Below are 25970 nucleotides of genomic sequence, written 5' to 3'. Positions count from 1 at the left end.
ACACGCCCGGGTCGCGGCCGGCGGGGTGCGTGGGCGGCGGCCGAGCGGAGAGTACGGCAGGCTATGCCGGTAAGCGGCGCCGCCGCCCGTCCGTCCTGGGCGATGCCTACCCACCCCGGGCGAGCGGCCGGCCTGCGCGCCGCGATCCGACGCCGCGCAACCCGCTCGGGGCGGCCGGTCAGCCGTTGATGCGCGTCGGCGCTACGGCAGCTCGGTAGTCCCGGCTTCCGGGCCGGTCGGTATCAGCACACGGCCGCAGTGCCTCATGGCACCTGACGTCATCGGTGCGCCATGCCAGCGGTGCCCACGGAGGAGCGGCCATGGTCCAGATCGACCCTGTCCAAGCCCAGACGATAAGCGCCGAGGCCGCCGCGCACATCGCGGCGAACAGTCCGATCGCGATCCCCGACCCGCAGCTCACTCAGCAGTTCGCCGACCAGCTCAACGCGCAGCTGGACGCGCTCAACGGCCCCTTCCTCAGCGCGTTGCGCCGCAACCTGCGGCTGAGCGTGCGGGGTCGCGCCATCGACGGAGTCCCCGTCGTGCGGATCCGGCCTCGAAAGATCCGCCGGAGTCGCCGAGACGTTGCCGGGATCTTCGTGCACGGCGGCGGGTTCGCCCTGCTCAACGCGCGGGACTACGTGGCGTACCGGATGGCGCACGCCCTCGGGATCGTCGTGTACTCGGTGGACTACCGACGCAGCCCGCGCGCGCAGTTCCCGGTCGCGCTCGACCAAACCGCTCGGGTGCACCGCGCCATCCTCCGCCGCTACGACGGAGTCGTCGCCGCGGGCTCCTCGGCCGGCGCGAACCTGCTCGTGTCCAGTGTCCTGCGGGCGCGCCGACGCGGCGGGCTGCTGCCCCGGGCCGCCGCCCTGCTCGAACCTGCCGTAGACCTGCGGGCGATTGGCGACAGTTACGTCGCCAACGACGGGCGCGACCCGCTCGCCTCCCGGGACACGATCCTCAAGTTCAGCTCCGCCTACTTGGGCGCCACTCCCGCAGTGGCGCCCGAAGCCTCTCCCCTGCTGGCCGACTTCGGCCCCGGCTTCGTCCCGACGATCATCACCAGCGGCACCCGCGACCTGCTGCAGAGCGACGCCGCCCGGTTGCACCGCGCCCTGCTCCGAGCCGACGTGCCCGCGGACCTGCGCGTCTGGGAGGGCATGTGGCACGCCTTCGCCGGCGTACCCGGCCTCCCGGAGGGTGAGCAGGCCATGGCCGAGGTGTTCGGCTTCCTCGACCGGCACTTGTGACCGGGCGAGCTGGTGTAGTGGGCAATTGACAGGTACGGGCAGACCAACTGCAGCGCCGCTGGCGAGCTCATCGGCCGTTCGAGCGCGCCGCCGGCGGCGAGTACGTGCCCCCGACCGGGCCGCGATGCGCGGGCTCTACGAACGGCTCCGGGCGTGCGGCGACGGTCTCCCACCGATCGAGCAGACCGGGCTCCTTGCTCGCGAGCTCTTTCGAGCCGCGGCAGCACAGCAGCGGAAGGAGTAGAAGGCATTGGTCGTCCGCCGCGGCCCGAGGAGCGTTCGCCAGGTGCGCCGGGTCCGATCGAGCAGCGTTCCCAGCCGCCACCCGCGGTCCCGTCCTCGCCGAGGCCGGCGATGGTGGCCAGCACCTTGGCCGGGCGGCGTGCCCGTCCGGGCTGGTCAGCACGTCGTCGTTGCGGGTGGCCAGCACAAACGGGATCTCCCCGTGCAGGCAGCCGGGCGCGGAAGGCGGGGTTCTGGCCGTAGGCCTCGTCCGCGGTCACCCACGACCCGCTGTCAGCGCGCCAGCGTGGTAGGCGCGGTTGAGCATGGCGATCCGAGTTGCGGCTTGGTCGCGAACCCGTCCTCGGCGCAGCACTCATCCGGGCGTTTCAGCGATTCAGTGGCTCCCGTATCAGGCACGTGCTCGGCGTCCTCTGAAGAGTCGCCCACTAATGGGTAGGAGGTACCGATGACAAGTTCGGGCGGGATCTTCGTCAGCTACCGGCGGGACGACACCGCAGCGGCGGCCGGGCGCCTGGCAGACCTGCTCATCGGTCGGTTCGGCGCTTCGCGGGTCTTCATGGACGTCGACACCATCGACTACGGGCAGGACTTCGTGCAGCGGATCGACCAAGCCATAGCAGGCTGTGACGTGTTGCTGGCCCCGATCGGCACGAAGTGGCTCGACGCCGTCAATGAGCGAGGGCAGCGCCGGATCGACGATCCCAACGACTTCGTGGCCACCGAGATCGGGACCGCGCTGCGCCGTGGTATCGCGGTCATCCCGATCCTGGTCGACGGGGCACGGATGGTCGACGCGACGGCTCTCCCAGCCAAGCTGAGCGGGCTGGCCAGACGCAACGCGACGAGCCTGGACCGCGATAGCTTCGCGGCGGACGCCAGGCGCATCCTCGACGCGGTGCAGCGCATCGTGGACACCGCGGACCTGCGCCGCAGCGGGCGGCCAAGGAACCGGACCGACCCGCCGCCGAGCGGCACACCCGACTCCGTCGAGGAGATCGCCGCTGTGCTCGCGGCGCGGAGCGGTCGGCGCACCCGTCGGTGGTGGGGCACGTACCTGCTGGCCATCATGCTGGTGCAGGTCCTCTGGTCAGTCGTCGTCGCCCAGTCGCCGACTGCGAAGCTGGGCGCCTCATGGGGTCTGCTGGCCGTCGTGCTGGGCGGCCTGGGCTGGTGCGTCGCCGAGTTGCGCCGCGAGATCGCAGCACAGCGGCTACTGGTCGGGCAACTTCCGACCATGGCCAAGATCGAATCCATCCGCCGCGCGGTCTCGCCGCGTCGCGTCCGCTTCGTCGCAGTGATCTGCCTGGTCGTCGCTATGGTGGTCGGTCTCGGCTCAGCGACCTCCAGCAGCCGGGCGGCCGACACCGCGGTGCAGACCACCGGTAACGTCCGGTGATTTTCGTCAGCTTCCGGGACGAATCGGCCCATTCGGCCGGTCGGCTCGGCCACCTGCTCGGCGAGCGATTCGGGTCCAAGGCGGTGTTCCTGGCCGATTCCGTCGTTGTTAGCAGCGACACGGCAGCAGACACCGACTCCGCCCTCCGACAATGCAAGGTCGCCATCGTGGTCGTCGACCCAACGTGGACGACCGCGGCAGATGCGGTGATCCGGCAGGTCGGCACGCTTCTCGAGCGCGGAATCGAGATCCTGCCAGTGCTGGTCGACGGCGCCCGACCGCTCCGCGCCGATGACCTGCCGGAGTCCATGCGTCGGCTGGCCCGGTTGCAGGCCGTACGGCTGGACCACGTCACGTTCCGGGCGGATGCCGAGCAGGTGGCCGAATGGGTCGACACGGCGATCCGTGGCGAACGATCCCCACCGTCGCGCCGACCGCGCGAACGCCGGCCTGCACCGCCCGACCGGCCGGTTCCCCTCCTGCGGACTCTCCGGCGAATCGTCCTGTGGTGGATTGTCTTCCTCTTCGCGATTAACACGGGTATCAGCTTGTTCCGTCTGGTGCTCGGGCCCGACCAGCCGCGCCTACTCGGCGGCACCATCGCCCTCACTGTGGTCCAGATCCTCCTGCTGGGGTGCTGCATACTGGTGCTGCGCCGGGAGATCGCCGCGGAGCGACTGATGATCGACCGAGCCGGACCGGCCGCCAAGTCTTCGAGCGCGGGCCGGGCCACGTCCCGCGGCCGGGTAGGGTTGATCACCGGCGCGTGCATCGTTGTCGCCATGCTCATCGGGTGGAGCGTGGCCAGCGCGCCATAGGCCCCCCAGCGACGGATGTGCCTCCGCAGCACGGACGAACTGCGCCCTGAACGCCCATACAGGCGGGCGGTCAATGTCGCCGATAGGAGAAGCAGCGGCACATCCAATTCGGCGCTTTCATTCTGGGCAGAGAAAGTGCTAGTTGTGCAATGACGTTCTGATCCGTAGTCCGAACGCTGCCGCCCAAGTGACTGGCTCGCCCGGCGATAATGGGTGCCATGTGCGGCGGATCGGGCACCGTTGCGACCAGTGCGATGCAGTTCGTGGATCGGTTCGTGGATCGGCGGCATGACGGGTCCGCAGTGGTCGATCGGCACTCGGACCTCTGGCTCCGGACTTTGATCGTCCGTAGAGGCGCGGTCCGCCCACGTTGGCCCCTGCTGCTCCCGCATCGACCGGCCCGACCGGCCGGCGCTCAGCCCGATCTTGCCTGGCCTCCAGGAGCTGCCGCTTCCCAGGGTCCTGACGGACTGCTCGGACACCTTCGCCCGCCGCGCCGCTTCGGCGACGGTGAGATCACCGGCCAGGATCGACAATACGATCCGGCTCTTCTCCTCGACCCGGCAGCGCCGGCGGTCTCGTCATGATGATCAGGTTGCTCCGTGGTCAGACCCGCAGGAAACGGACCCTGTCGAGGAGTCCGACGCGCAACAGGCTGACCGTGAGCCAGCGCCAGCGGATACCGCGATCGTTGCGGGCGCGGTGCAGCGCGCCGGTCAGAGTGATCAGGGCGTGGTTGGACGCCATTCCCGAAGGGCTAGGGAAGCACCCGAAGCTCCTGACCTGGGCGAGTTGATCTAAGAAATCACGCGTCTACCAGGGCATCGCTCATGCTCGGGCGCACCGCTACGACCGCGTGCCAGCCTCCAACCAGGTCGGAAACCGCTCGGCCCTTCCCTGAACGTCATGGACGGGGATACTAGAAGGGTGGTACTGCCTCGTCGAGTGTTCCTGAGTCATACGACAGAGTTGCGTCGACTCCCGGCTGGTGAGTCCTTCATGACCGCCGCGGAGCGGGCCATCGCCGAAGCGGGCGATGCGCTCGCCGATATGGAGTACTTCACTGCACGCGACACCAGTCCTGCCCAGTTGTCGCGGGACGCTGTTCGGGCATGTGACGTGTATGTCGCGATCGTGGGGTTCCGATACGGAACCCCAGTATGTGACAGCCACGAGATGAGCTACACAGAGCTGGAGTTCGCCGAGGCGACCGATGCGGGGATGCCCCGCCTCGTGTTCCTGCTAGGAGAAGACACCATCGGGCCACGTGAATTGTTTGTCGACCTCAAGCACGGGCCGCGACAGGCGGCGTTCCGCACCCGGATAGCCACAAGCAACTTTACAATATCGATAGTTAAAACTCCCGAGGAGCTCAGTCGGAAGCTGTATCAAGCACTTATTGAACTACCGAGGGCGCAGACTCTCAACATGCCCGTAGGGCGCGTATGGAACGTTCCCGCGCGCAACGCCTCTTTCACCGGCCGCGTGCCACTACTGACCGAGCTCCGCCGATCGCTCTGCGCAGGCGCCCCAATTGCCGTACAGGCCGTCCACGGAATGGGTGGCATTGGAAAGAGTACGGCCGTCAAGGAGTACGCCCACCGCTTCAGCCACGAGTATGACGCCGCCTGGTGGGTAAACGCCGAAGATCCTACCCTCATTCTAGAACAGCTTGCAGAACTATCAAGAGCCTTGGGCCTTGACTACCGTACCGAATCTATCACGGTGACGGTCTCGAGACTCCTGGGCGAACTTCGAAATCGCGATCGATGGTTGATCGTGTTTGACAACGCCGACGACCCGGCGGCCCTCGCCGCATTCCTACCAACAGCTGGCGGCCATACGGTAATTACGTCCCGGAACCCGAACTGGGATGATCTAGCGAATCCGCTTCCAATAGGAGTCTTTGGCCGCGAAGAATCTACGGTGCTACTACGGTCGCGAGTGCCATCACTACAATCAGATCTTGCCGAGAGGATCGCGGAAGAAGTCGGCGATCTACCATTGGCGGTAGGCCAAGCTGGGGCGTTCCTCGCGGAGACCCGCATGAGCGCCTCGGATTACATTCAATCAATCAGAACGCGGGTGGACCAGACTCTCGCACGTGGCCAGGTGGCCGAGTACCCAGACACACTCACGGCGTCGTGGTCGCTAGCATTTGAGCGGCTCGCCACCGATGCACCAGCCGCATTGGCCCTACTCTCACTGTCCGCCCAGCTGGCGCCCGAGCACGTCCCACTAACACTGTTCACCAGACAACCCGATCTCCTTCCAGCGCCGCTCGCGGAAGCTGCTGCGGATCCGCTGGCTATGGCCGATCTATCACAACTACTCCGTCGCCGCGCACTCGCGGACATCGATGTCGATGGCCTTCAGTTGCATCGAGTCGTTCGGGCACTCCTACTCGCCCGCACACATAACGATCCTGACGCGCCACACCTTCGCCGAACCGCACTACGCCTTCTTGCCGGCGCGCTTCAAGTGAACCCATGGAATAACCCGGAATGTTGGCCACAATGGCGACAGCTCCTCCCTCACGTTCTTACCGTTACCGAGGCAGATACTGGCCTCGACGCAGTTGCGGATGTCGCAGCATGGTTGCTCAACCGTGCCGGAATCTACCTCCACACCAGAGGTGAACCAGGTCCAGCCCTACAATTACTGCAACGTGCTTACCAACTCAATATGCGGAATCTCGGCGGGGACCATTCTGAGACGCTCCAGGCAGCGAGTGACCTCGCGACCGACTTGCGACGACTTGGAGACCACGCCGCTGCTCGCGACCTCGATCGCGACATCTTCGACCGCCACCGCCGCATTTCCGGCCCCGACTACCCCGACACCCTCATGGCCGCAACCCATCTCGCCGCTGATCTGCGCCGACTGGGAAGCTACGCTGCAGCATACGACCTCGACCGCGACATCCTCGACCGCCACCGCCGCATTTCCGGCCCCGACCACCCCGACACCCTTATCGCAGCGGGCAACGTCGCGGCTGATCTACGTCGCTACGGCGAGTTCGTCGCCGCCCGCGACCTGGACCGCGACACCCTCAAGCGCTACCGCCGCATCCTCGGACAAGATCACCCCGACACGTTGTGCGCCGCAGGCAAGCTCGCCACTGACCTACGGAAGTTGGGCCACTACCGCGCGGCCCGCGACCTGGACCGCGACACCCTCAAGCGCTACCGCCAAGTCCTCGGGCTAGACCATCGCGACACGCTTAGCGCCGCGAGCAACCTCGGCGCTGATCTACGCAAGCTGGGCCACTACGCCGCCGCTCAACAAGTCGACGAGGACACGCTCGATCGATACCGCCGCGTCCTCGGGCCAGACCACCCCGACACCCTCGATGCATCGGGCAATCTCGCAGCCGATCTACGCAGACTTGGCAATCATGAAGCCGCCTCCGAATTGAGCCGCGACACCCTCGAACGGTACCGTCGGGTACTCGGCGACGGACATCCCAACACCTGGAACGCAGCCCGGGACCTTGCGGTCGACTTACTCAACACCGGCAAGACGGCCGCAGCGCAGGATCTCCGACGTTGGCTGGCCATTCAGCGACAGGCCAGTCGCACTCCTGGCTAACCCAACCACCGCTTGATCAGGTGTTCACCGCCGTCGAGGCCCGGTTCGGATCCCGCCGTGGGAGCTGATCGAAGTGTCCCTCGGCGCTTATTCAACGTCCGGGTACAACGCTCCCGCGTTGAGTGCGCCGGAAACCCGCTGGCTCTCGTGCGTGTTGCACCAATGACAACACCAAGCCAGGTTCGATGGGTCGTTGCGGTCAGGACCTCTCAACGATGGATCACGGTGCTCGAGGGTGCCGATTCTACGGCCAACGAACTCCCAACGTCCCGGTGGGCACTTTTCAACCGCGAGGCTCCCGCAGTAGCAGCACAGGCCGCGGGCAGCGACCAGGACCCGCGCAACGTCAATCCGGGTGAGCTGCGCACTGTCCCGGCTCGCCCGCCGTGCCTTCCCCTTGCACCACTCCAGTACCTCAGCCCACGTGACTCGGGCGAGGAAGTCCGCGGCTGAGACATACGCCGGTGCCGGAGGCGGTCCTTCCAACCACCGACCAAGCCGTGGCCGTTGTGACTGAAACCCGTCGTCGCCTGCCTCGGCCTGGGCTGCCACTAGAACGCACTCCTCCCGAGCCGCGGCGACCGGCCGGTTCAGACAGGTCGTTCTGACGACCGACAACCGCTGCGAGCCGACCGGCCCGGGCTCCGAGATCATGGCTGGCCACCTCAGACGGAGGTTACGGGCAGAGCGTATGCGTATCGGGTGGGGCTGAGGTCGATTGCCGCAGGCACCCAGTCCTTCCAAATCTGCAGCCGGCCACCGGAGGTCACGGGGCTCTCCCCATCGGCATGGTGGACGAGGATTTGGTCGACCACGACCAGATCCGTGGGCTGGTGATGGGTGGCGTGCGCGACCTCGTTCACGGTCAGCTCGACCGCGTTCACCGCTAGTGTGCTGCCCTTGACCTCCACGTGTCGGGTGGCCCCGAGGCCCCGCACGATCAGGTCGAACGGCTTTCCCAGCTCCTCGACCTCCTGCGCGCCGAGCTCGTCGAGGTAGTACGCCGTGGCGAGCTCGACGGCGTGGCGCTCCACCGCCATACGCAACCGCACATCCTGAACACGACCCGTCCCACCCGGCTCCGAACGCCGACCCGAGTCGGGAGCAACCGCAGCACCCGTCCGTGCGGCGGGGCGGGCAGGGGCGAGTTCGGGCAGAACCTCGAGCAGGCCGGCGGGAAACTTCGTCAGGTAGGACTGGCTCGAACGGATCTCGCCGGGCCGGTAGAAGGTGAACGGGAAGTACGGCGGGCCCGCCACAGAGGCTTTCAGCTCGTCCAGGACCGCCTTCAACCGCAACTCCCGGGCGGCGAGTAACTGCCCGTCGACCGGGTGCGCCAGCTTGGTGAAGCCCACGCACGGCATCCGCCAACCGGAGCCCTCAGTCGGCACCTCGCGGGCCCGGCCCCGAGTGCCCCGCGGCATCCATCGATAGCCGTCCTCAACCGACAACGGACCAGTGATCACGGACCATCCGGCCAGCGCGGGGCGTCCCAGCATCGACCGGTGCCAGTGAAACACCACATCACCCGGCCGCGTCTCCGCAACGAGCGCGTACCCCCACTCCAGCCGACCGGCACCGTTGAGCTGCGGCGCGTGCAGATCCCCACCAAGATCGGCGCGGTCCGTCGTCTCCATCCAGAACCGCTCCCCCCGGATCCGCCGACCACCAGTCGTTGATGTTCACCCCGCCACCCTGCCCTACGCTCCTGACACAACCGACAGGCTGGCAGGACTCGCCATAGGCTGGCCACCAACGAAGGGGAACGACGTCTCGCCCCCGCTACGTCAGGGTGCAGGGTGATCCCGAACCCGGGACCGCTGGTGCGCAGGTCGCCATTGTGCTGGTACTTCACCGACCCCATCGCCTTCAACCGCCGCGCCGTGTGAGCGCGTAGCAGTGGTCGCAACCGGGCGAGACCCGGTCGCACCCGGTGACCGGGTTCCAGGTGGGTCTCGGTCCACTCGATCGGCGACCGCCCGCTCACCCCGACCGCCTCGCCGATCCTGAGCCGGCGTCGGGGCCGGGTTGGGTGAGTCTGTCGACGACCGCACCGCCCCGAACAGGTTCATGGCCCACGTCGCCATCCAGGAGGCCGACGCCGAAGGGCAGGTCGTGGCCTGGCTCGACCACGTCACCGACGACGAGTACGCCGTCCGCTGATCCCGGCCACATCTCCCGGCCACCTCCGACAGGAAGCGGGCGACCGCGTGCTCAGCGTTACGCCAGCGGTGGTGGCACTGTCGCCGGCGTGGTGTCCGCGTGCGGGTCACGGACCTCCTGGCATCACGGAATGATGCTAGGAGAGGACCGCAAGATGATCACCGATCAGCTCACTGGTGGTGACACCGCGAGGGCCGCCCGGCCGAAGGGACCGGCGTCGCAGCAGCGCTTTGAGCACGTCCCACAGGCCTTCGGCCAGGTCACCACGAGTCATACCGGCTCACGAGCGACCTGCTTCCCGCCACCGCTCTAGCTGGCCGTCTGTAGAGATCGGAGCAGACCAACGTCGCCCATGAGACGGCTGCGTTCGTGGGCGACGACGGCTTGGCCTGGGGCACTCCAGGCAGCCAACGCTTACGCCCGGATCCGCTGTTCGGGGCTTCGCCAGGGTCAGCGCATCACGCTGTCGGGCGCGCCAGGCCGTGTGAGCCGACCGGCATCTCATCCCACGTGCGGCCATCCAGCACCCGACCCCGGGCCTTCGGGGTACGCCCACCCCACTGCTTGAAGAAGAACGGCACCCGCTCGGCCCGGCATGCGTCGCGTAGCTGCTCGACCCACGCGGGGTTGATGGGCCGGGCCGCCGGACCGGACTCGCCACCGGCGATCACCCACCCGATCCCGGACAGGTCCAGCCCATCCAGCGGGCCCAGCAGGGGTTCACACGACAGGAACCGCACCGCCGCCGGTACCCGCCGCAGCTCCTCGACCCGGTCGGCGACGTCGAGGCCCTCGACCGACACTCCCATCCACACGTTCGCCCGGCCACGGCAGATCCGGAGCGAGGCGGCGCAGACGGGTCGCTCGCTTGGTGAGCACCTGGTAGGTGTGCTGCGGGGTCGCGGCCATGACCTCGAACACCCGGGCCACGAACTCCGCGGGCACCCGGGCGTGGAACAGGTCCGACATCGAGTTCACGAACACCACCCGCGGCGCCCGCCACCGCAACGGCGCGGTCACCACATCGTCGTGCACGGTGACCCCGAACCCCGGCCCGCTGGTGCGCGGGTCGCCGTCGGCCTGGTACTTCGCCGAGCCCATCGCCTTCAACCGCTTCGCCAACGCCAACGCATAGCAGTTGTCGCACCCCGCGGAGATCCGGTCGCAGCCGGTCGTCGGGTTCCACGTCGTCTCGGTCCACTCGATCCGCGACCTGCTACTCACACCCGCCACCCCGCTCCCCTGCCGTCCCGCACCGTCTCCATCACTGCCTGCCCCTCGCTCCAGGCCAGGTTTCCGACCCCGGTCGGACCGGCCGGACCGGTGTTCATCGCCGCTGATCTTCCGGACGCACCACCCCGCACGGCGTGTCCAACGACGCCGCCACCGCCCCGATCAACCACTCCGCCGCGGGCGCGGTGACCGCGTTGCCCAACTGCCGCACCTGCTCCCGTCGCGTCCCGCCCACCCCACCCCGAACCGATCGTGGGCCGGTCTCGGGTCGGTCCACCGGGCCCGTCATCGCTGCACCCCGAGGGTGTCGTCGAAACGGTGGATCAGGTGCGTGAGCGCGGCCGCGCAGCCCAGCACGACCACCGGCAGACACGACACGAACGCGGTGATCGGCCACGGCGCCTCGCGCACCCCCGCGGCGACCATCAGGTGGTAGGCGATCTGCCCGGCCGCACCCAACGCCAGCGACCCGATCGCCGGCCAACGGGCGAACCGCCGCGCCGCGGCCGACAGGCCGGTGTCGGGGGCCAGCCAGGTCCGCAGCGCGAACGCCGCATACGCCTCGACCCCGATCGGCAACGTGATCGCCGAATCGATGACGACGTTGTCCGCTATCCCGGGCAGCAGCCGGATCGGGCCGAACCCGGTCAGCTCACCGAGCCCGACCCAGCCACCCCAGATCGACACGAACGCCCCCAACGCGATCAACACCAACGGCCACGACCCCAACCGCGGGCGCCGCACCTCCGCGGCCGGCCGCTCGGTCTCGCTCGGTCTCCGGTCAGGAGAACTGATCTGCTCCGCGGTCCACCCGCCCACTGCACCGCTCGCGCTCGGGGTGGGCTTGTACGGCCGCACGGGGACCACGTCCAGGGCGAGGGTGTCCTGGGTGGCAGCGCTGGTGGTCGGGTCGAACCCGGACTCGCGCAGCGCCGCCAGCACGGCGTTGGCCTTCGGGCGCCCGACGCGGAACTCCGCGATCACCTGCCGCCCCGACGGCCAGCACCCCAACCGCTGTGCCTGCTCCCGAACGAGGTCGGTCAGCTCACGGGTGTCCGGGGTGGTCGTGCCCGGGCTGGTGATGGTCTGCGTGTTCGTCATCGCTGATCACCTGCTTGATCGCGGGAACCGCGGTTGGGTCTGTCGGCCCGCCCCTCGGGCGGCGGGTGCTTGCCCCGCCGCGCTTTCGAGCGCCCTCACGGCCTCGGAGGCTCGCGGTCAAGGGCAGCCCGCAGGGCTGTCGCGCAGCGACGCGCAGCGCAGCGGAGCGCCCTTTACCGGGAGGGAGGCCGTGGTAAGCCGAGGGCCGACAGGCCCCCGCCGCAGGCGGACGACCAGGGCAGTTCACTCGGCCGCGCGCGGCCTTGAGCGCGAACCGCACCACCACCCCGTCCGGCCGACCGACCGGCTCGATGGCCCCGCTCGTGACCCGGCAGGTGGTCGCCTCCGCTGTGGGCGAGCTGGCAGGGTCGACCTAGACTGCTTGGCGCAGCGCCTTCCCCCGCTGGCCACACCTGCACGCCAGAAGGGGACAGCCATGCCGACCGAGGCCGAACGCCGCGCCGCCGAGTTCCAGGCCATGAAGGCCGACAAGGACGTCATCGAAGCCGCCGCGAAGTGCCTGCGCTACGAGGCGATCCAGCAGTACTACGCCGGCTTCCAGCGCAAGGAGATCGCCCTCGGGTTCGCCGCCCTGCTCGACGGCATGGCGCTGCGCTTCCGGATGCTCGACCAGGACACCCGCCGCGAGACGGTCAGCATGTGCCGGGAGCTCCTCGATCGGATCCAGCACGACGAGACGTCCTACCACCGACGGGTCGCGGCCGGTGTCCAGACGTGACCCCACTGCCGACGCCGTTCAGGACTTAAGAGCTGGCGGATCTGGCGTCAGCCTCTGCGGCGGTGAAGATCGGTCTTCAGCCTCACACGGGTTCTCGGTAGCTGGTGTAGATCAGCTCCTAAAGGACGCGCGTGATGGAGCGAGGGAATCGAACCCCTAACCCCCGACTTGCAATGCCGCCCAGTACCCGACGATCCGCGGGCAGTCGCGTGACACAATGCGCCGGACGCCAAGGGGGGTCGCACATGCCGTCGGAGCTCCGCGCCGCCGCCGGGGTGCCGTGACCCACGACGTCTTCCTCTCCTACTCGCGCCGGGACTCGCGGTTCTGCGACGAGCTCGACGAGCTGCTCAGGACGCGGTTCACGGTCAGCGTCTACCGCGACCGCACCCGGGTCAGCGCCGGGCACTTCCCGGCCCAGCTGGAAGCGGCGCTGACGGTCGAGCCGAAGCCGACGCTGCTGGTCGTCGCGTCAGCCGCGGCGGAGGACTCGAAGTGGGTCCGGCGGGAGATCGAGATCTACCGCACGCACTGGGGGGCACGCGCGGCCGAGGTGCTGGTGGTCGAGCTGCATCCGGGCGCGGGACGACGGCTCGGCCTGGAGAGCTACCAGACCATCGACCTGGCGTCGACGGGGGGCGAGCTGACCGACGGGATCATCGGCCAGCTGTGGCTGTCGCTGTTCGGGAAGCGCGTCGTCGAGAACGTGGAGCGGGCCCGGCGGCACGCGCAGTGGTGGTGCCGGTCACAGCTCGACGGGCACGAGGAGGACTTCTGGCGCGACTCGTGGCTGGTCTACACCCGGCATACCAGCCGGGCCGATCCCGAGTCGATCGTGCTGCTGGCCCAGGGCGGCAGCGGCAAGTCGACGATCGCCGCCCGTCTGGTGGAGGACCTGCTGCGGCGCGACCCGGGGTGCCTGCCGGTGGTGCTGGACGAACCGAGGCGCCCGCGGCTGCCGACGTCGGACGGGCCGTCGCCGATGCGGCCGGGGCCTGGTCGTTCGCGGTCCTGCCGGAGTACGTCGACCGGGTGCGGGCCATGGGCTTCTCGCCATGCTTCGTGGTCGACGGGCTCGACCGGATCGGCCGCTCGGCCGACGTGCACGAGGCGTTCGTCGCGGTCCTGCGGGTGCTCGCCGAGACCGGCGCGCTGATCGTGACCTGCCGGACCGAGGTGTGGCAGGACGACTTCGCACAGCTGAGCGTCCACCCGCTTGTGGTGGACGAGTTGCCGGCCGAGCGGGTGGCCGCGCTGCTCGGCGGGGACGCGACGCCGGCGGACGTGCTCCCGATCCTGCGGGTCCCGTTCTTCCTCGACGCCCACCTGCGGACCCGCCACCTGCAGCCGGACGTCCCGCGGTCGATGACCGACATCCTCGCCGGGCTCTGGCGGTCCTACCAGGCGGGGCCGCAGGACGCCGTCCCGCGGCGCAGCGAGGCCGCTGCCGTGCTGCGCACCATCGCCGAGCTGCAGCTCGACGCGATGGCATTCGTCGTCCCGCTGGACGCGCTGCGCACCGACCTGCCGGCCCCGGCGACCGCGCTCGACCTGGCCGAGCTGACCAACCGCCGGATCGTCGTCCGGACGTCCGGGACCGACCGGCCCGGCGTGCGGCTGCGCCACGACCTGCTCGACTGCTTCGGGATGGCGATGGTGCTCCTCGACGCGGTGGACGGGGCCGGGCGCCGCGCGACGGTGTACCGCAGGGCCGCCGAGGACGTCGGGTGGCAGCTCATCGCCATGCTGGTGCAGCTGGCCCACGACCGGGGCCGCGAGCAGCTGCTCGACGAGGTGTTCACCGAGCTGCTGGGCATGCTGGACCGCAAGGCCGACGGCGTCGGCGCCATCCCGGACTCCTGGGCCGCGACCTACGTGCTGCGCGAGAAGTTCGACCTGCTGCTGCCCCGGATTCTGCGGTGCCTCAACGGCCGGAAGGTCGTCGCCGGTCCGGGCGGGGGGCGCAGCTCGGCCGGCCGGGACCCGTCGGTCACCCGAGAGTCGGCCAGCACGCTGGCGTCGGCGTTCGCGGTGATCACCGACTGGCGGTCTGCCCGCCCGGACGAGGCCATCGAGGTGCTGGCCGCCAACCTGGCCGCGGACCGGTGGCCGGGGTTCCGGCGCCGCTTCGTCGAGGCCCTCGGCCAGTACGTGCACCCGCGCGCGGTGGCCGCGCTCGAGGAGCTGCTGGGCGCGGAGCTCGACCTGCTCGACGGCGCGGACGAGCACGGCGAGAACGGTGAGAACGCGCCCAGACCGCCGACGTCGAGCTGATGGGCGACATCGCGCTCGCCCTCGGCCGGATCGGGGGCCTGACAGCCTCCGCGCCGGTGCTCGAGCGGCTCACGGCGGCCATGCGGGTGATGCTCGACGGGATCGAGGGTGCCGGACCGCAGGCGGCGGCCGTCCGGGTCCGCGTCGCCCGCACGTTGCGCGCGGCCGCGCAGGCCCGCAACGCAGGCCTCGGCGACGACGTTGCGGCGCCGCCGGTCACCGAGGAGGAGATCCAGCACAACCTGCGGCCGCTGCGGGCGGGGGCGGCCACGGCCCGCCACACCGACTGGCAGCAGGTCGAGGAGGGCGCGCACCAGGCCGAGTCGTACCTGCGGGCGCACGGGGTGACCGAGGGCCTGCTCGATGCCCTGGTTGGGGCGCTGGACCACCAGCACTCTTACGCCAGGGCGGCGGTCGTCCGGTCGCTGGCCCGGATCGACCGGCCGGAGAGCCGCGACGCCATGCTCGCCGAGGTGCTGGAACCGGGCGTGCCCGCCGAGGTCCGCCGGGCCTGCGTCGCCGGACTGCTGGCGCAGGTGGAATCGGCACCGTCGCCCGCGGTGCGGGCGGCCCGGCGCTGGCTGGTGCTCGCCGCGGCCGGCCGGGCCGACGCGCTCGGCTCCCGGCTGGTGGCCGCCGAGCTGGGGGCCGTCGTGGAGTCGACCTCCGACGGGCTCCTCGTCGAGCGGTCCGGCTACGAGATCGCCGATCTGGCGGCGACCGGGCTGCGGGTCGTCGTGGACGGCGAGCGGCCGCCGCAGGACGGCCCCGTCCTACCGGTCACCGCGGCCGACCGGCGCGCCGCTGGACCGGACTGGGAGCCGAAGTTCTGCCCGTGGCGGCTCGACCTGGCCGGTCCGGAGCCGACGCTGCGGCTGGCCCCGACGACGTGGCGGGAGGGCAACGCGTTCCATCGGGCCATGCGCCGCACCGCCGAGCTGGCCCCCGAGCAGGTCGACCTGCTCGCCGACGGCTGGTTGCGGTCGACTTGGTGGATCCCCGGGATCGCCAGCGTGCACGCGGTGGCCCTGACCGCGGACGGCCAGGTGCTCCTCACCCGGCGCAGCGCGTCCTCGCCGTACGCGCCGGGCAGGTGGTCGGCCGGCTTCGAGGAGCAGCTCACCGACCTCGACGTCGGCGCCGACGACGTGCTCATCGCGGCCGCGCGGCGCGGCGCCGGTGAGGAGCTTGGCGCGATCGCCGAGGTGGTCTCGGTCGAGCCGGTCTCGCTGGTCGTCGAGATGCCGATCCTCGGCGTCGCCCCGGTGCTGCTGGTCCGGCTGGGCGCCGAGCTCGCCGAGCTCCGCGCGGCCGCCACCGGCCGGACCCACGACCGCGAGCTCACCGACCTGGCCGGCATCCCGGCCGATCCGGACGCGATCCGCGACCACCTCGCCCGGCGCGATCCGGCGACCCTGCACCCGACCGCCGGGTTGCGGCTGCGCATCCTGGACCGGCTGCTGCGGCGGCGCGCGTGACAACGGCTCGGACCCAGCCGGATCTGCCCCCTGGGGCGGCGGGTGCTTGCCCGCCGCGCTTTCGAGCGCCCTCACGGCCTCCGAGGCTCGCCGTTACTGAGGGCAAGCTGGCTCGGCCGGATCCGTCGGGTCCGGTGCGCATCCCGGACCGTCGGGTCATTGCCCAGGCTCGCGGGGCCTTCGAGGTCCGCCTTGACAACGCGAGGCCCGACGGGACGGGGCGTGCTGACCGGCGATGGGGTTGTGCGCCACGAGCGCTTCAGTGACCGACCGGCAGCCGCGCCTCACCGGAGCGCCCACCCGCCCGGACGGGAGCCCACGCGACGATGCACCAGCCAGATCACGCCGTGACCAGCAGCGACACCGCATCCGACGCCACACCCGGCACCACCGCCCCCGATGGGCCGCTGCGGTGGGCCGGGGTGGACTGGTCCTGGACCGATCACGCCGTCTGCGTGATCGACGAGACCGGCGCGGCGATCGAGCGATTCACCGTGCGCCACACCGCTACCGGACTGGCCAGACTGGTCACCCTGCTGCACCGTCACAACATCGCGGGAGTGGCGATCGAGCGCGGCGACGGCCCCGTCGTGCAGGCGCTGCTCGACGCCGGCCTGACGGTGTTCGTCATCGCCAGCCGCCAGGTCACGGCCCTGCGCTCCCGCTACAGCACCGCCGGGAACAAGGACGACCGCCGCGACGCCTACCTGCTCGCCGACGTCCTGCGCACCGACCGCCGACGACTCACCCCGTTGACCGTCGACACCCCGGCCACCCTCGGTCTGCGGATGCTCATCCGCGCCCGCGCCGATCTGGTCAAGGCCCGCGTCGCGGTCCACAACCAGCTGCGCGCGCACCTGCTCACCGCTCACCCCGGCGCGGTCGGGCTGTTCCACCAGCTCGACGGCAAGATCTCCCTGGCCTTCCTCACCCGCTTTCCCACCCCGCGCCACGCCCGCTGGCTCTCCGGCAGACGCTTGGCCGCCTGGCTTGCGGCCGCCCACTACACCCGGGCCAACACCCGCACCCCGTAGCAGCTGATGGACCACCTCCGCCAGGCCCCCGTCGGGCTGCCCGACGGGCCGGCCGCCGACGCCGGCGAGGTCATCACCCTGCAACTGGTCGCGCTGTTGACCAGCCTGCGCGAGCGCATCACCGCACTCGAGCCCGCGGCCTGAGCCACGCCCACGCTGTCCGCGTCCTGGGCCGGGCCTGGCTCCGGATCATCTGGCGCTGCTGGACCGACTCCACCGCCTACGACCCTGCCGGCCACCTCGCCGCCGTCGCCGCCCGCCACCCACAGACCGGCACGCAGGTTCCTGCGACGGCGTCCTGACCAGCGGGCAGGAGGCATGTCGGTCTGGCTTGACTCTCACCCGGCTTCAGGGCTCAGCGTCTGGGCTATGACGAACCTCGAAGCCTCCGTCGCGCATCGCTTCGCCTCGTCGTTCAACAGCCGCGACGTCGACCGAGTCCTGGCGTGTTTCTCGCCGGACGCCCACTACCGTGACCTGTTCTACGGCATGTTCGCCGGGCACGATCAGATCCGCGCCCTGTTCGAGCGCATGTACGCTGAGGGCGACCACCACGAGTGGACCATGACGCGCGTCGTTGCTGACCAGAACTGCACTCTCGGCGAGTGGAGGTTCACCCTCACCGTCAGCGCCGCCGTTCCGGCGAGCGCCGGGCGCACCCTGACGTTCACGGGAGTGTCGGTCTTCGAGACCCGCGACGGACTGTGCCACCACTACCGGGAGCACTTCGACCGTGGCGCCGCCCTGCACGCCCTCGGCATCCGCCCCGCCGCCGTCGCCGCGATCCTCGCCCGCCGTCCCACGGTCGAGGTCACCACCCCGACCTCCACCATGCTGGCCACATGACCGAGCGGCGCGAGCTGATGATCGGCGACTTCGCGCGTCGCTCTCGCCTGCCGATCTCCACCCTGCGCTACTACGACAGGATCAGGCTGCTGTCCCCGGCCCTGGTCGACCCGACCACCGGCTACCGGCGCTACACCCTCGAACAGCTCCCGGCCGCGACGCTCATCGCCCGACTGCGGGCGCTCGGCGTCCCGCCGGCGAGCATCGCGCGCATCCTCACGGACCGATCCACGGCCGCCACCGTCCTGCTGCACGAACGCCAGCGCATCGAAACGCAGATCGAGGCCGGTCGCCGGCGGCTACGCCAGCTCGACGAACTGCTCACCGACGACGCGCAGAGCACCTACGACGTCGACATCGTGACACTGCACCCCCGGGAAGTGGCAGCGCTGCCGTTCCTGCTGCCAGCGGCCGAGCTCGAGCCCGGCGTGACCCGCACGATCGCGCGCCTGCGCTCGGCTCTACGGCACGGCGGACACCGCCGGACGGGACCATGGGGCGCAACATTCCCCGTCGACCTGGCCGACAACGTCAGCGGCTTCGCCTTCGCCCCAGTCGACCGAATCGAACCCGGCGACCTCGACACCGCACCACTGCCGGCCGGCCGCGCCCTGACGACCATCCACCGCGGCAGTCCCGCAACACTCCCACTGGCCTACCACGCAGTCTTCGCCAGCCTCGACCAGCGCGGCGCCTGCCCGGGCGGCCCGGTCCTCGAGGAATACACCAACCTCGACAACCCCAACGAGAGCACGTTCACCGTCCGGATCTGCCTTCCGATCAACGAACCGGGCGAACATCCCGCGCCTGGGCACTGACCAGCCCCGGCGTCGCAGCACTTCACACGGCCCGCGCGGCCCTGAGCGCAGAGTCCCGGACCACCCGTCCGCCGGTCCTGTCGCGGCAGGTCACACGGTTGTTCCGCGGTGGTGGGGCGCCCAGCCGACCGTCGGGACTGCTGCCGCCGAGCTTCGACGCTCAAGAATACCTGCGGAAGCCATTGACAGACGCCGACGACATGATCGTTCACAGGCGCAAACGACCTGGTCAGTATCGGTGGGCCCCCGGGGGATCGAACCCCGAACCCGCGGATTAAAAGTCCGGCTGGACGCACCCACAGCCTGCCCGGAGCTGGTCAGCCTCGACCAAGGGCTGGCTGAGCTGGCTGGGCTGGCTCCGAACGGCGAGCTTTCATTGACAGAAGCATTGACAGCGGGTCCTCTTTGGACGAACTGGTGCCGTGCAAAGGCGCTGTCAGACGGGCCTTCCACAGGACTGCCCGGAGGCGGCAGGAGAGCATCTGGAAGTTGCTGAGCTCAGATCGCGAGCTGCACGATCCGGGTCGTGATTGATCCCTTGCACAAGCGCAATTCGCGAGACTTGTACCAAGTCCAAGCTAGAGAACGCTTCTCTACCCGCACTTAAGGGTGCGTAGACTAGACACCATGAGCGCCACTCCCAAGTATTCGAGCTCGAGCGGCAAGCCGCTTCGCCTCCTTCAAACGGTTCCCAATGAAGTGTATAGTCGACTAATAGTTCGTTACCCGCACCAGACCGATAGGGATTATGCCTTATTCTATCGCGAGGCAGCGACGAGGCTCGCAGGCACGTACTCCGGGCAACCTATAGACGACACCATCCTGATGCCCTTCCTCATGCTGTACCGTCAAGCCTTTGAACTGCAGTTGAAGAACTTCATCCGCTATCTCGCCAGCGTTCGACGTCGCTACCATGATTCCGCGGCCCCTAGCCTCAGCTCCGACGTCGTCGGCGAGAGACTAAAGAAGACCCTTGGTCACAACCTTGCGAAGCTGTTGAATGAGCTGCTCAAGCACTACGAGGCCCTCGATCTCGCGGAGCCGTTTCCTAGCGGAGTGAAGAAGGTCATTCAGATGTTGCATGAAGCAGATCAGAGGGGGACTGCGTTCCGCTACTCGGGCGAGATGCCCGAGAGCCAGGACCGCGCTGACTTCCCGGCACTCGCAGCACTCCTCGATGAAGAACTCGGGAAACTGATCGCAGTAGAGGACTGGATAGATTCAATGTATTCTGCCGCTCCCAGCCCCGAAGAATTTGAGTAACCGATACAAGAACCGCGACGACGAAATAGATTGAGTGCAGCGATCATCTGATGCGTAGTCCGAACACTGCCGCCACCATGTCTGGCATCCGTGGTCGCAGTCGGTGCCGCGCGGGTGGTCAGCAGGACACCCCTGGCAGTAGTGCGTTGCAGTTCGGGGATCAGTTGGTGGATCGACGGTCACAAATTGCCCAGTGCGGCTGCGCGTGCTCAGTGCTTGGTGCCGTTGAGATCAACTCGGTAGACGTAGGGCTCCGCGAGCGTGAGGACCTCCGCGGGGTCGTAGATCGCGACGGTCGGCTGGGTGGCCGCTCGTGTGACCACGGCCAGCACCCAGCCGGGATCCTGCACCGCCGACCGGTGCTCATTGCGGGTCAGCAGGACGCTCGGTCTCGCGCCGGCGGTGCCCTTGACCTCAACACGGGCGACAGCTCCGTCAGGACCGATGCAGGTCACGTCCCAGCCGCACTTTTCATGCTCGACGCTCTGCACCTCGTACCCGAGGCCGCGGTAGTGCTCGGTGACAGCGCGGATCGCGGCTTCCTCTACAAGCCGTCGCGTCGCCGGGTCACCAACGCCGGCTCCCTCCACGGGATCGACCGTGATCACCTCGGCGACCGGCGGACCCACCTCGGGCCACGACGGCAGCAGGGGCTCGAGCAGGGCGAGATCCGCCGCGCTGATCCAGCTTGGATTCGACATCTGCCGCGCCCGGACGACCTCCAACCCTTGCGGCCCGAGGACCTCCACCACCCGTGCTTCCACGACCGGCTCGTCCCACACACGCAACTCCAGCGGCGCGGCAAAGTGCATGCGGTCCCGCGCATCCAGGTCGAGCCAGTAGCCCACGTCAATTGCGGCCTGGTCGTCGTCGCCGAGCTCGGCGACTGCTTCAACCGGGCCGGTGGTCCACCCCGACCCCCAGAACCCACGCGGCAGCGGTCCGTCCACGCTGCCGGTGACCCACAACAGCGCTCGCTGACCGTGGCGGATCATGTCCGAGCGGCGGTTCTCCTGCACCGTCCAGCCGTAGACCAGACGCTCCTCACCGGCGAGGAAACCGGCGAGGTCCCAGACATGCGGGTTGCACTTCAGCACCCACGCACCCAACGTCTCCTCTGTCGGGCCACCGCCCACGGGCGCGCTCGGCTCCCGCGTCTCCACAGTGAACCCGAGGTCCTCGAGCAGCTTCTTGACCGTGGCCTCGCCGCCGCTGAAGTCCCTCGCGGTCAGTCGTGCGCCGTGCCGGCGCGTGTGCGCGGCCCCGACCACGGCCTTCGAGTCGTACTCCTTGCCGCCCCGGACAAGGAAGTAGCTCCGCGCCTCACCGAACCCGTACTTGGCCAGGAACTCCCGCCGACCCAAGGCGTCGAACTCCTCAAGCGCTCCGACCACGTCGTCAGCTCTGACATCAGGCGTAGGCACCGCGGGAGGCTACCGACGCCTGCAGCCGCAACGACACCCAAGCCCTGCCCACGTGTGGGGCCAGGTCAACGACCGACCGCTTACAAGACGGCCCGTCCACATTGACCCCGGCCTCTACCAGCATCAACAGTCACGCGGCACGCCACACTGCCAACATCGCGAACGCGAGCCTCTACTGGTTCGCACCACGTTTGATGCCACGCACCGCTACTGATCAAGCCGACAGCATGTGCGCGGTGGCCGCGGCTGTGCGGCGCTATCGACAGCGCCCGCGTGACCTTCGCACACCTTCCTCGCCTAGCCGTGCTCAGCCGACCGGTCGCGCTGACCGTGACGCCCCACATCACAGGCGACCGCGAGCCCCGCCTGTGTCCTGATCGCGAAGACGTCGCCGGGCCGGCCCCGGATCTTCCCGGCCTTCGGCCGGCTAACCGCCGTAGCGAGCAGGGCGGCGGCGCCGGACATCTTAGGTCGTCGGAGATCGGGCACTGTGTTCCTCATGCGCCAGCAGAGGAAGCCGCTCGTGTTCCGTCGCGGAGGTCGAGGACCCGTCCCAGTCAGCGGAGCGCAAGGATGGTCGTGAATCTTCAGGCCTTGGACTCAGGCCGCGCAGATTGCAGGCCCGATCGTCGCTGCCATCGCAGCGGCATTCTCAGCGATCTCGTCTCGCGCTGCCGTGCGAGCAGCTAAGACGGCCCGAGACTCCCGAGTCAGGTCTGATGTGGCAGAGTCGCGCAGCGGACGCGCGCGCCTTGACGTTAAAATTGAGTCCAGTCCGTCTCCGTGGCCCGTCGTTCTCATTGTTAAGAATAAGGACCGCGTGCACTCGGCACGCGGACTTCGCATTCAGCTATCCGGACATGAACCCGCCACCTCCGAAATCGTCCCGACCGCCTTTCTGCGAGTTGAAACCAACATCGTCGGACCGCAGCTATCCGAGGGTGACTTCTACACCGGCTTGCCAGCGCACATGCGCCCTAAGGATGCGACAACCCATGCAACGGTCCTAAAAGGCGAACTCGACTACCTCGACGACTTAGAGATCAAGCGCTGGCGCTTTGGCGTTCACATCGTGGAGACGATCACGAAAACTCCGCATGGATTGAACTACACCTACGGGGCCCACTTGTTCGGCGCGCCGCAACTCGTCGGCGATACGGACGTGGAGCTGCCAAGTGCCCGCGAACGGATCGGCTTGGCGTGGCAGGTTCTCAAGGGACGTCGTCGAGTAGTGAACGAGTAGAAGTGCGATGGTCAGATCTGAGTGACCCCGCTGGCCGGACACGCGTAATCCAGCGGGTTGAGGTATCCGCCATTAGCCTACTCAGCCGTAGCTCTCGCAGCCTCATCCGTCCGTTGTCGTCGCCGTCGAGACGGAACTCGTCCGGTCCGACGACCCGCGCCGCGTAGCCGAGCTGGCCTGCATTATTGCCCCGAGGCACCCTACACCGGGTATTGGTCATGGCTTCCCGCGATTCTGCGCAAGCACATTTCCAACGACCGGTCGTCCTGCGGGCCGCGCCACAGTAGCAACTGAATGTGCCGCTCATTGCTGTGGAAGTTGAGGCCGCGAAGGACGCTCTCGTCCACGTATCGACGTGTAGCGATCACGCCCCACATGCCGTGATCGCGCATCCACCGCTTCGCGGCACTGACCTGGCGGGCGAGCCGGGCTAGGTCTTCTTCCCATGCGACCTTGAGGGCGAACTCTGCGTTGAGCCGCTGAGTCGGGGCGAGGATCGTGACGAAGTCGGCTACGTCGATCTTATCCTCGGTTCTGACCGTCTCCAGCTGGTCCCCGATCGCTGCGTCCGCGAGCCACGAGATCCGGTTGTGGACGTCGCGGATGTAGCGCAGGACATTTGGTGAAGCTGGCGGCGCGGGTGGCTTAGCTTCGCCGAGTAGGCGTTCAAGCGTGCTGACGAGATCTACGCAGTCCGACTTGAAACGCGCGTTCGATACGTCTCGACCGTTGCGGCGACTGAGCGCCCTTATGCCCTCTGGAAGCTCCTGTGCCCGCGGCATGCGCGTGCCATCCACCAGAATCGGGATTACCCGGATGCCCCGCTCAAGCGCAGTCTCAATCTCCAGACGCACCAAGTCATCTGGCTGGTCGAGTCGTCTGACACCATCATCATCTCTGACATTGAGCCACTCACTCCCAATGACGACGACCATGGCTTTACAGCGTGCTAGTGCCTCATCTAAGGCCGCGACAAAGTCCGAGCCGAGATCAATCGAATCTACATCCATGAAGACGCCATCTTGTCCGAACTTGGATTCCAGCTTGTCGTATAGACGTCCGGCTAGCGCAGGCTGATCGCTGCGGCGATAGCTGATGAAGACTGCGCCGCTGAGGGCCTGTACACCGCCGCCCCCGCGCAGCCCCTTGCGCATTCCGGCTAGCGTGTCGCACCCTGTGAACGCCTCATTCCGGACCAGCACCTCCTCCGCTTGCCCCGCGGACAGCAACCCCGGCAGCTGCGGTCCCTCCGTGCTGCTCACCGCTGCGGCTGGACGGCCGAAACCGGGAAAGCCCGGCTCGTCACTGGAACGGCCCGGCGGACGCACCACGTCTAACAGCGCCTGACGCGCTGCCTCGACAGACAGGCCATGGAGCGAAGTGCTGAGCAATCCGGCCAGCAGGGGTGGTACGGGGGTGTCATCGATCCGGACCGGGCGCAGGAACCGCGGTCGCTGCTTGGCCGTGTGCACCGCGGCCTGCCACTCCTCAGCTGTCCAGCGGGCCGGGTCGAAGTAGGCCTGGGAGAACACCGCGACCATCGCGTCGGCGCGGGCCAGGGCGGTGTTCATCCTCTCGACGAAGTTTTCGCCGGTCTGCCAGTCCCAGCTGTCCAGCTCCGTCTCGATCCTGGCCTGGTCGAGCTGCCAGGCGATCCACTCCGCCCACGCCCGGTCCCGGCCGGCGTGACTGACGAACACCCGCACCCCGACCCACCCCTTCACCCGCAGTCGCCAACCGCAGCGCCGCCACCCGGCAGCCCAACGTAAGCCACCAGCGGGACTGCTGCACCGATAGGTGACAGGTCAGTCAGGCCGCCTGTGCGGCAGGTCTGGTGATCATTGCTTCGTACTCAACCGGGGTCAACCGGCCCAGCGTGAGCTGGCGGCGGCGCCGGTGGTAGGTCTTCTCGATCCAGGTCACGATCGCGATCCGCAGCTCCAGCCGGGTGGCGCAGCGCCGCCGGTTGAGCACGTTCTTCTGCAGCAACGCGAAAAATGATTCCATGGCCGCGTTGTCCCCGGCGGAGCCGACCTTGCCCATGGACCCGACCATCGCGTGCCGGTTCAACGCGTGCCCGAATTTCCGTGACCGGAATTGACTGCCGCGGTCGCTGTGCACAATGCATCCGGCCGCACCACCTCGGCGGGCGACAGCGTTGTTCAGCGCGGTCACAGCGATCCGTGACGTCATCCGCTCACTGATGGAGTAGCCCACGATGCGATTACTGGCCGCGTCTTTGATTGCACAGACATACAGTTTTCCTTCTCCGGTGGCATGCTCCGTGATATCTGTCAGCCAGAGGTCGTTCAGCTTGTCTGCGGTGAACCGGCGCTGGACCAGGTCGTCGTGCACGGGCGGGCCGGGCTGTCCGGCCTTGCCGCGCCGGCGCTTGCCGAACGTGCTCCACCAGCGGTTGGACGAGCAGATCCGCCGCATCGTCCGGTCGCAGCCGCGGTGGCCGGCGGTGCGGGCCTCGTCGGCGAGGAACCGGTACCCGAACTCCGGATCGTCGCGGTGGGCGTCGAACAACGCGTTGGCCAGATACGCCTGCTTCACCTCGGTAGCGGTGACCGGAGCGGCGAGCCAGCGATAGTACGGTTGGCGGGCAAGGCCCAGAACCCGGCACGTCACCACGACGGGAATCCCGTCAGCGGCCAAATCACGGACGAGCGGGTAAATCATTTTCCCGGCAGGTTGGACTGCGACAGATATGCTGCAGCCCGGCGCAGGACCTCGTTCTCCTGTTCCAGCAGCCGGATCCGCTTCTTCGCCTCGCGCAGTTCGGCGGACTGTTCCGCCGCCGCCGCGGCGGGCCGGCCTCCGTCGGCGAGGTCGGCGGCCTTGAGCCAGTTGACCAAGCACGACTCGCTGATGCCGAAGTCTGTGGCGATCTGGCGCAGCGTCTGCCCGGACTCGCGCTCGCGCGCGACTCGCACGACATCGTCGCGGAACTCCTGGGGGTAAGGCTTGGGCACGGTGAACATCCTTCCAGCAGTGCCAGTCGGCACCACAGCTCAGATGTCACCTACGAGTGCAGCAGTCCC

The 25970-nt window shown here is 68.5% G+C and carries 23 protein-coding genes, 1 tRNA gene and 1 pseudogene; 15 read left to right on the top strand and 10 right to left on the bottom strand.

Annotation, left to right across the window (positions count from 1 at the left end):
* Window positions 1-320: 320 nt before the first annotated feature.
* The 3 genes from KDL28_RS19100 to KDL28_RS19090 all read left to right on the top strand — a co-directional run bounded on the left by KDL28_RS19100 (window position 321) and on the right by KDL28_RS19090 (window position 3716).
* Window positions 321-1256: an alpha/beta hydrolase gene (locus KDL28_RS19100; RefSeq protein WP_252440549.1), complete on the top strand. Its 936-nt coding sequence runs from the start codon at window positions 321-323 to the stop codon at window positions 1254-1256.
* Window positions 1257-1947: 691 nt separating this feature from the next.
* Window positions 1948-2898 (top strand): toll/interleukin-1 receptor domain-containing protein, encoded by a 951-nt coding sequence (locus tag KDL28_RS19095; RefSeq protein WP_252440547.1) that lies wholly within the window; start codon window positions 1948-1950, stop codon window positions 2896-2898.
* Entirely contained in the window at window positions 2895-3716 is an 822-nt protein-coding gene (locus KDL28_RS19090; protein ID WP_252440545.1) for a TIR domain-containing protein, read from the top strand. The genes KDL28_RS19095 and KDL28_RS19090 overlap by 4 nt, the downstream gene beginning before the upstream one ends.
* A gap of 606 nt (window positions 3717-4322) precedes the next feature.
* Here KDL28_RS19090 and KDL28_RS19085 read toward each other — a convergent pair.
* Complete coding sequence (locus KDL28_RS19085) at window positions 4323-4463, bottom strand: hypothetical protein (protein ID WP_252440543.1); 141 nt, start codon at window positions 4461-4463, stop codon at window positions 4323-4325.
* Window positions 4464-4715: 252 nt separating this feature from the next.
* Here KDL28_RS19085 and fxsT point away from each other — a divergent pair, with 252 nt between their 5' ends.
* Window positions 4716-7307 carry an FxSxx-COOH system tetratricopeptide repeat protein gene (fxsT, locus tag KDL28_RS19080; protein WP_252440541.1) on the top strand — a complete coding sequence of 864 codons (2592 nt, stop codon included), beginning with the start codon at window positions 4716-4718 and terminating at the stop codon, window positions 7305-7307.
* Between the two features lie 665 nt (window positions 7308-7972).
* On the opposite strand, the gene KDL28_RS19075 is transcribed toward fxsT, so the two are convergent.
* Both KDL28_RS19075 and KDL28_RS19070 read right to left on the bottom strand, forming a co-directional pair.
* Window positions 7973-8944, bottom strand: coding sequence for a protein NO VEIN domain-containing protein (locus KDL28_RS19075; protein WP_252440539.1), 972 nt, complete (start codon window positions 8942-8944; stop codon window positions 7973-7975).
* Window positions 8945-9176: 232 nt separating this feature from the next.
* Window positions 9177-9227, bottom strand: a pseudogene (locus KDL28_RS19070) (hypothetical protein); the annotation flags it as partial.
* Window positions 9228-9335: 108 nt separating this feature from the next.
* Here KDL28_RS19070 and KDL28_RS40515 point away from each other — a divergent pair.
* On the top strand, window positions 9336-9470 hold the full coding sequence (locus KDL28_RS40515) for a cupin domain-containing protein (RefSeq protein WP_256502133.1): 135 nt from the start codon (window positions 9336-9338) through the stop codon (window positions 9468-9470).
* A gap of 458 nt (window positions 9471-9928) precedes the next feature.
* Here KDL28_RS40515 and KDL28_RS19065 read toward each other — a convergent pair whose 3' ends face one another.
* The 3 genes from KDL28_RS19065 to KDL28_RS19055 form a co-directional block, all read right to left on the bottom strand.
* Window positions 9929-10279: a DUF5131 family protein gene (locus tag KDL28_RS19065; RefSeq protein WP_252440537.1), complete on the bottom strand. Its 351-nt coding sequence runs from the start codon at window positions 10277-10279 to the stop codon at window positions 9929-9931.
* On the bottom strand, window positions 10191-10694 hold the full coding sequence (locus KDL28_RS19060) for a DUF5131 family protein (RefSeq protein ID WP_252440535.1): 504 nt from the start codon (window positions 10692-10694) through the stop codon (window positions 10191-10193). Before KDL28_RS19060 ends, KDL28_RS19065 begins: the two co-directional genes overlap by 89 nt.
* Before the next feature lie 294 nt (window positions 10695-10988).
* On the bottom strand, window positions 10989-11804 hold the full coding sequence (locus KDL28_RS19055) for an ABC transporter permease (protein WP_252440533.1): 816 nt from the start codon (window positions 11802-11804) through the stop codon (window positions 10989-10991).
* A gap of 436 nt (window positions 11805-12240) precedes the next feature.
* Between KDL28_RS19055 and KDL28_RS19050 the strand changes: the two genes are divergently transcribed.
* From KDL28_RS19050 to KDL28_RS19015, 8 genes are all read left to right on the top strand, one after another.
* Window positions 12241-12543, top strand: coding sequence for a hypothetical protein (locus KDL28_RS19050; RefSeq protein WP_252440531.1), 303 nt, complete (start codon window positions 12241-12243; stop codon window positions 12541-12543).
* A 280-nt stretch (window positions 12544-12823) separates the two neighbouring features.
* Complete coding sequence (locus KDL28_RS19045) at window positions 12824-13699, top strand: toll/interleukin-1 receptor domain-containing protein (RefSeq protein ID WP_252440529.1); 876 nt, start codon at window positions 12824-12826, stop codon at window positions 13697-13699.
* The gene (locus tag KDL28_RS19040; RefSeq protein ID WP_252440527.1) at window positions 13585-14817 is read left to right on the top strand and encodes a hypothetical protein; all 1233 of its coding nucleotides are present in this window, start codon (window positions 13585-13587) and stop codon (window positions 14815-14817) included. Before KDL28_RS19045 ends, KDL28_RS19040 begins: the two co-directional genes overlap by 115 nt.
* Window positions 14817-16295, top strand: coding sequence for an NUDIX hydrolase (locus KDL28_RS19035; protein ID WP_252440525.1), 1479 nt, complete (start codon window positions 14817-14819; stop codon window positions 16293-16295). Before KDL28_RS19040 ends, KDL28_RS19035 begins: the two co-directional genes overlap by 1 nt.
* A gap of 347 nt (window positions 16296-16642) precedes the next feature.
* Window positions 16643-17329 carry an IS110 family transposase gene (locus KDL28_RS19030; RefSeq protein WP_252440523.1) on the top strand — a complete coding sequence of 229 codons (687 nt, stop codon included), beginning with the start codon at window positions 16643-16645 and terminating at the stop codon, window positions 17327-17329.
* A 6-nt stretch (window positions 17330-17335) separates the two neighbouring features.
* Entirely contained in the window at window positions 17336-17473 is a 138-nt protein-coding gene (locus tag KDL28_RS19025) for a hypothetical protein (protein WP_252440521.1), read from the top strand.
* Between the two features lie 225 nt (window positions 17474-17698).
* Complete coding sequence (locus KDL28_RS19020) at window positions 17699-18175, top strand: nuclear transport factor 2 family protein (RefSeq protein ID WP_252440519.1); 477 nt, start codon at window positions 17699-17701, stop codon at window positions 18173-18175.
* Window positions 18172-18993 (top strand): MerR family transcriptional regulator, encoded by an 822-nt coding sequence (locus tag KDL28_RS19015; RefSeq protein WP_252440517.1) that lies wholly within the window; start codon window positions 18172-18174, stop codon window positions 18991-18993. Before KDL28_RS19020 ends, KDL28_RS19015 begins: the two co-directional genes overlap by 4 nt.
* Before the next feature lie 239 nt (window positions 18994-19232).
* Here the strand turns inward: KDL28_RS19015 and KDL28_RS19010 are convergent.
* A tRNA-Lys gene (locus KDL28_RS19010) sits at window positions 19233-19302 on the bottom strand.
* Window positions 19303-19620: 318 nt separating this feature from the next.
* On the opposite strand from KDL28_RS19010, the gene KDL28_RS19005 reads away from it, so the two are divergent.
* Window positions 19621-20256 (top strand): GAT domain-containing protein, encoded by a 636-nt coding sequence (locus KDL28_RS19005; RefSeq protein ID WP_252440515.1) that lies wholly within the window; start codon window positions 19621-19623, stop codon window positions 20254-20256.
* A 209-nt stretch (window positions 20257-20465) separates the two neighbouring features.
* Here KDL28_RS19005 and KDL28_RS19000 read toward each other — a convergent pair whose 3' ends face one another.
* Window positions 20466-21680, bottom strand: coding sequence for a protein NO VEIN domain-containing protein (locus tag KDL28_RS19000; RefSeq protein ID WP_252440513.1), 1215 nt, complete (start codon window positions 21678-21680; stop codon window positions 20466-20468).
* Window positions 21681-22500: 820 nt separating this feature from the next.
* On the opposite strand from KDL28_RS19000, the gene KDL28_RS18995 reads away from it, so the two are divergent.
* The gene (locus KDL28_RS18995; protein WP_252440511.1) at window positions 22501-22923 is read left to right on the top strand and encodes a hypothetical protein; all 423 of its coding nucleotides are present in this window, start codon (window positions 22501-22503) and stop codon (window positions 22921-22923) included.
* A 200-nt stretch (window positions 22924-23123) separates the two neighbouring features.
* On the opposite strand, the gene KDL28_RS18990 is transcribed toward KDL28_RS18995, so the two are convergent.
* Both KDL28_RS18990 and KDL28_RS18985 read right to left on the bottom strand, forming a co-directional pair.
* Window positions 23124-24629, bottom strand: a complete 1506-nt coding sequence (locus KDL28_RS18990; RefSeq protein ID WP_252440509.1) for a toll/interleukin-1 receptor domain-containing protein — start codon at window positions 24627-24629, stop codon at window positions 23124-23126.
* A 103-nt stretch (window positions 24630-24732) separates the two neighbouring features.
* Window positions 24733-25901, bottom strand: a protein-coding gene (locus KDL28_RS18985) for an IS3 family transposase (RefSeq protein WP_252440507.1) whose coding sequence is annotated in 2 segments (ribosomal slippage) — window positions 24733-25611 and window positions 25614-25901 — 1167 coding nt in all. Because the reading frame shifts where the segments join, the coding sequence is not laid out codon by codon here.
* Between the last annotated feature and the right edge of the window lie 69 nt (window positions 25902-25970).

This window comes from Pseudonocardia humida (assembly GCF_023898865.1).
GTDB lineage: Bacteria > Actinomycetota > Actinomycetes > Mycobacteriales > Pseudonocardiaceae > Pseudonocardia > Pseudonocardia humida.
The sequence above is the reverse complement of the archived record's forward strand: the minus strand, read 5'-3'. Positions and strand labels throughout refer to the sequence as shown.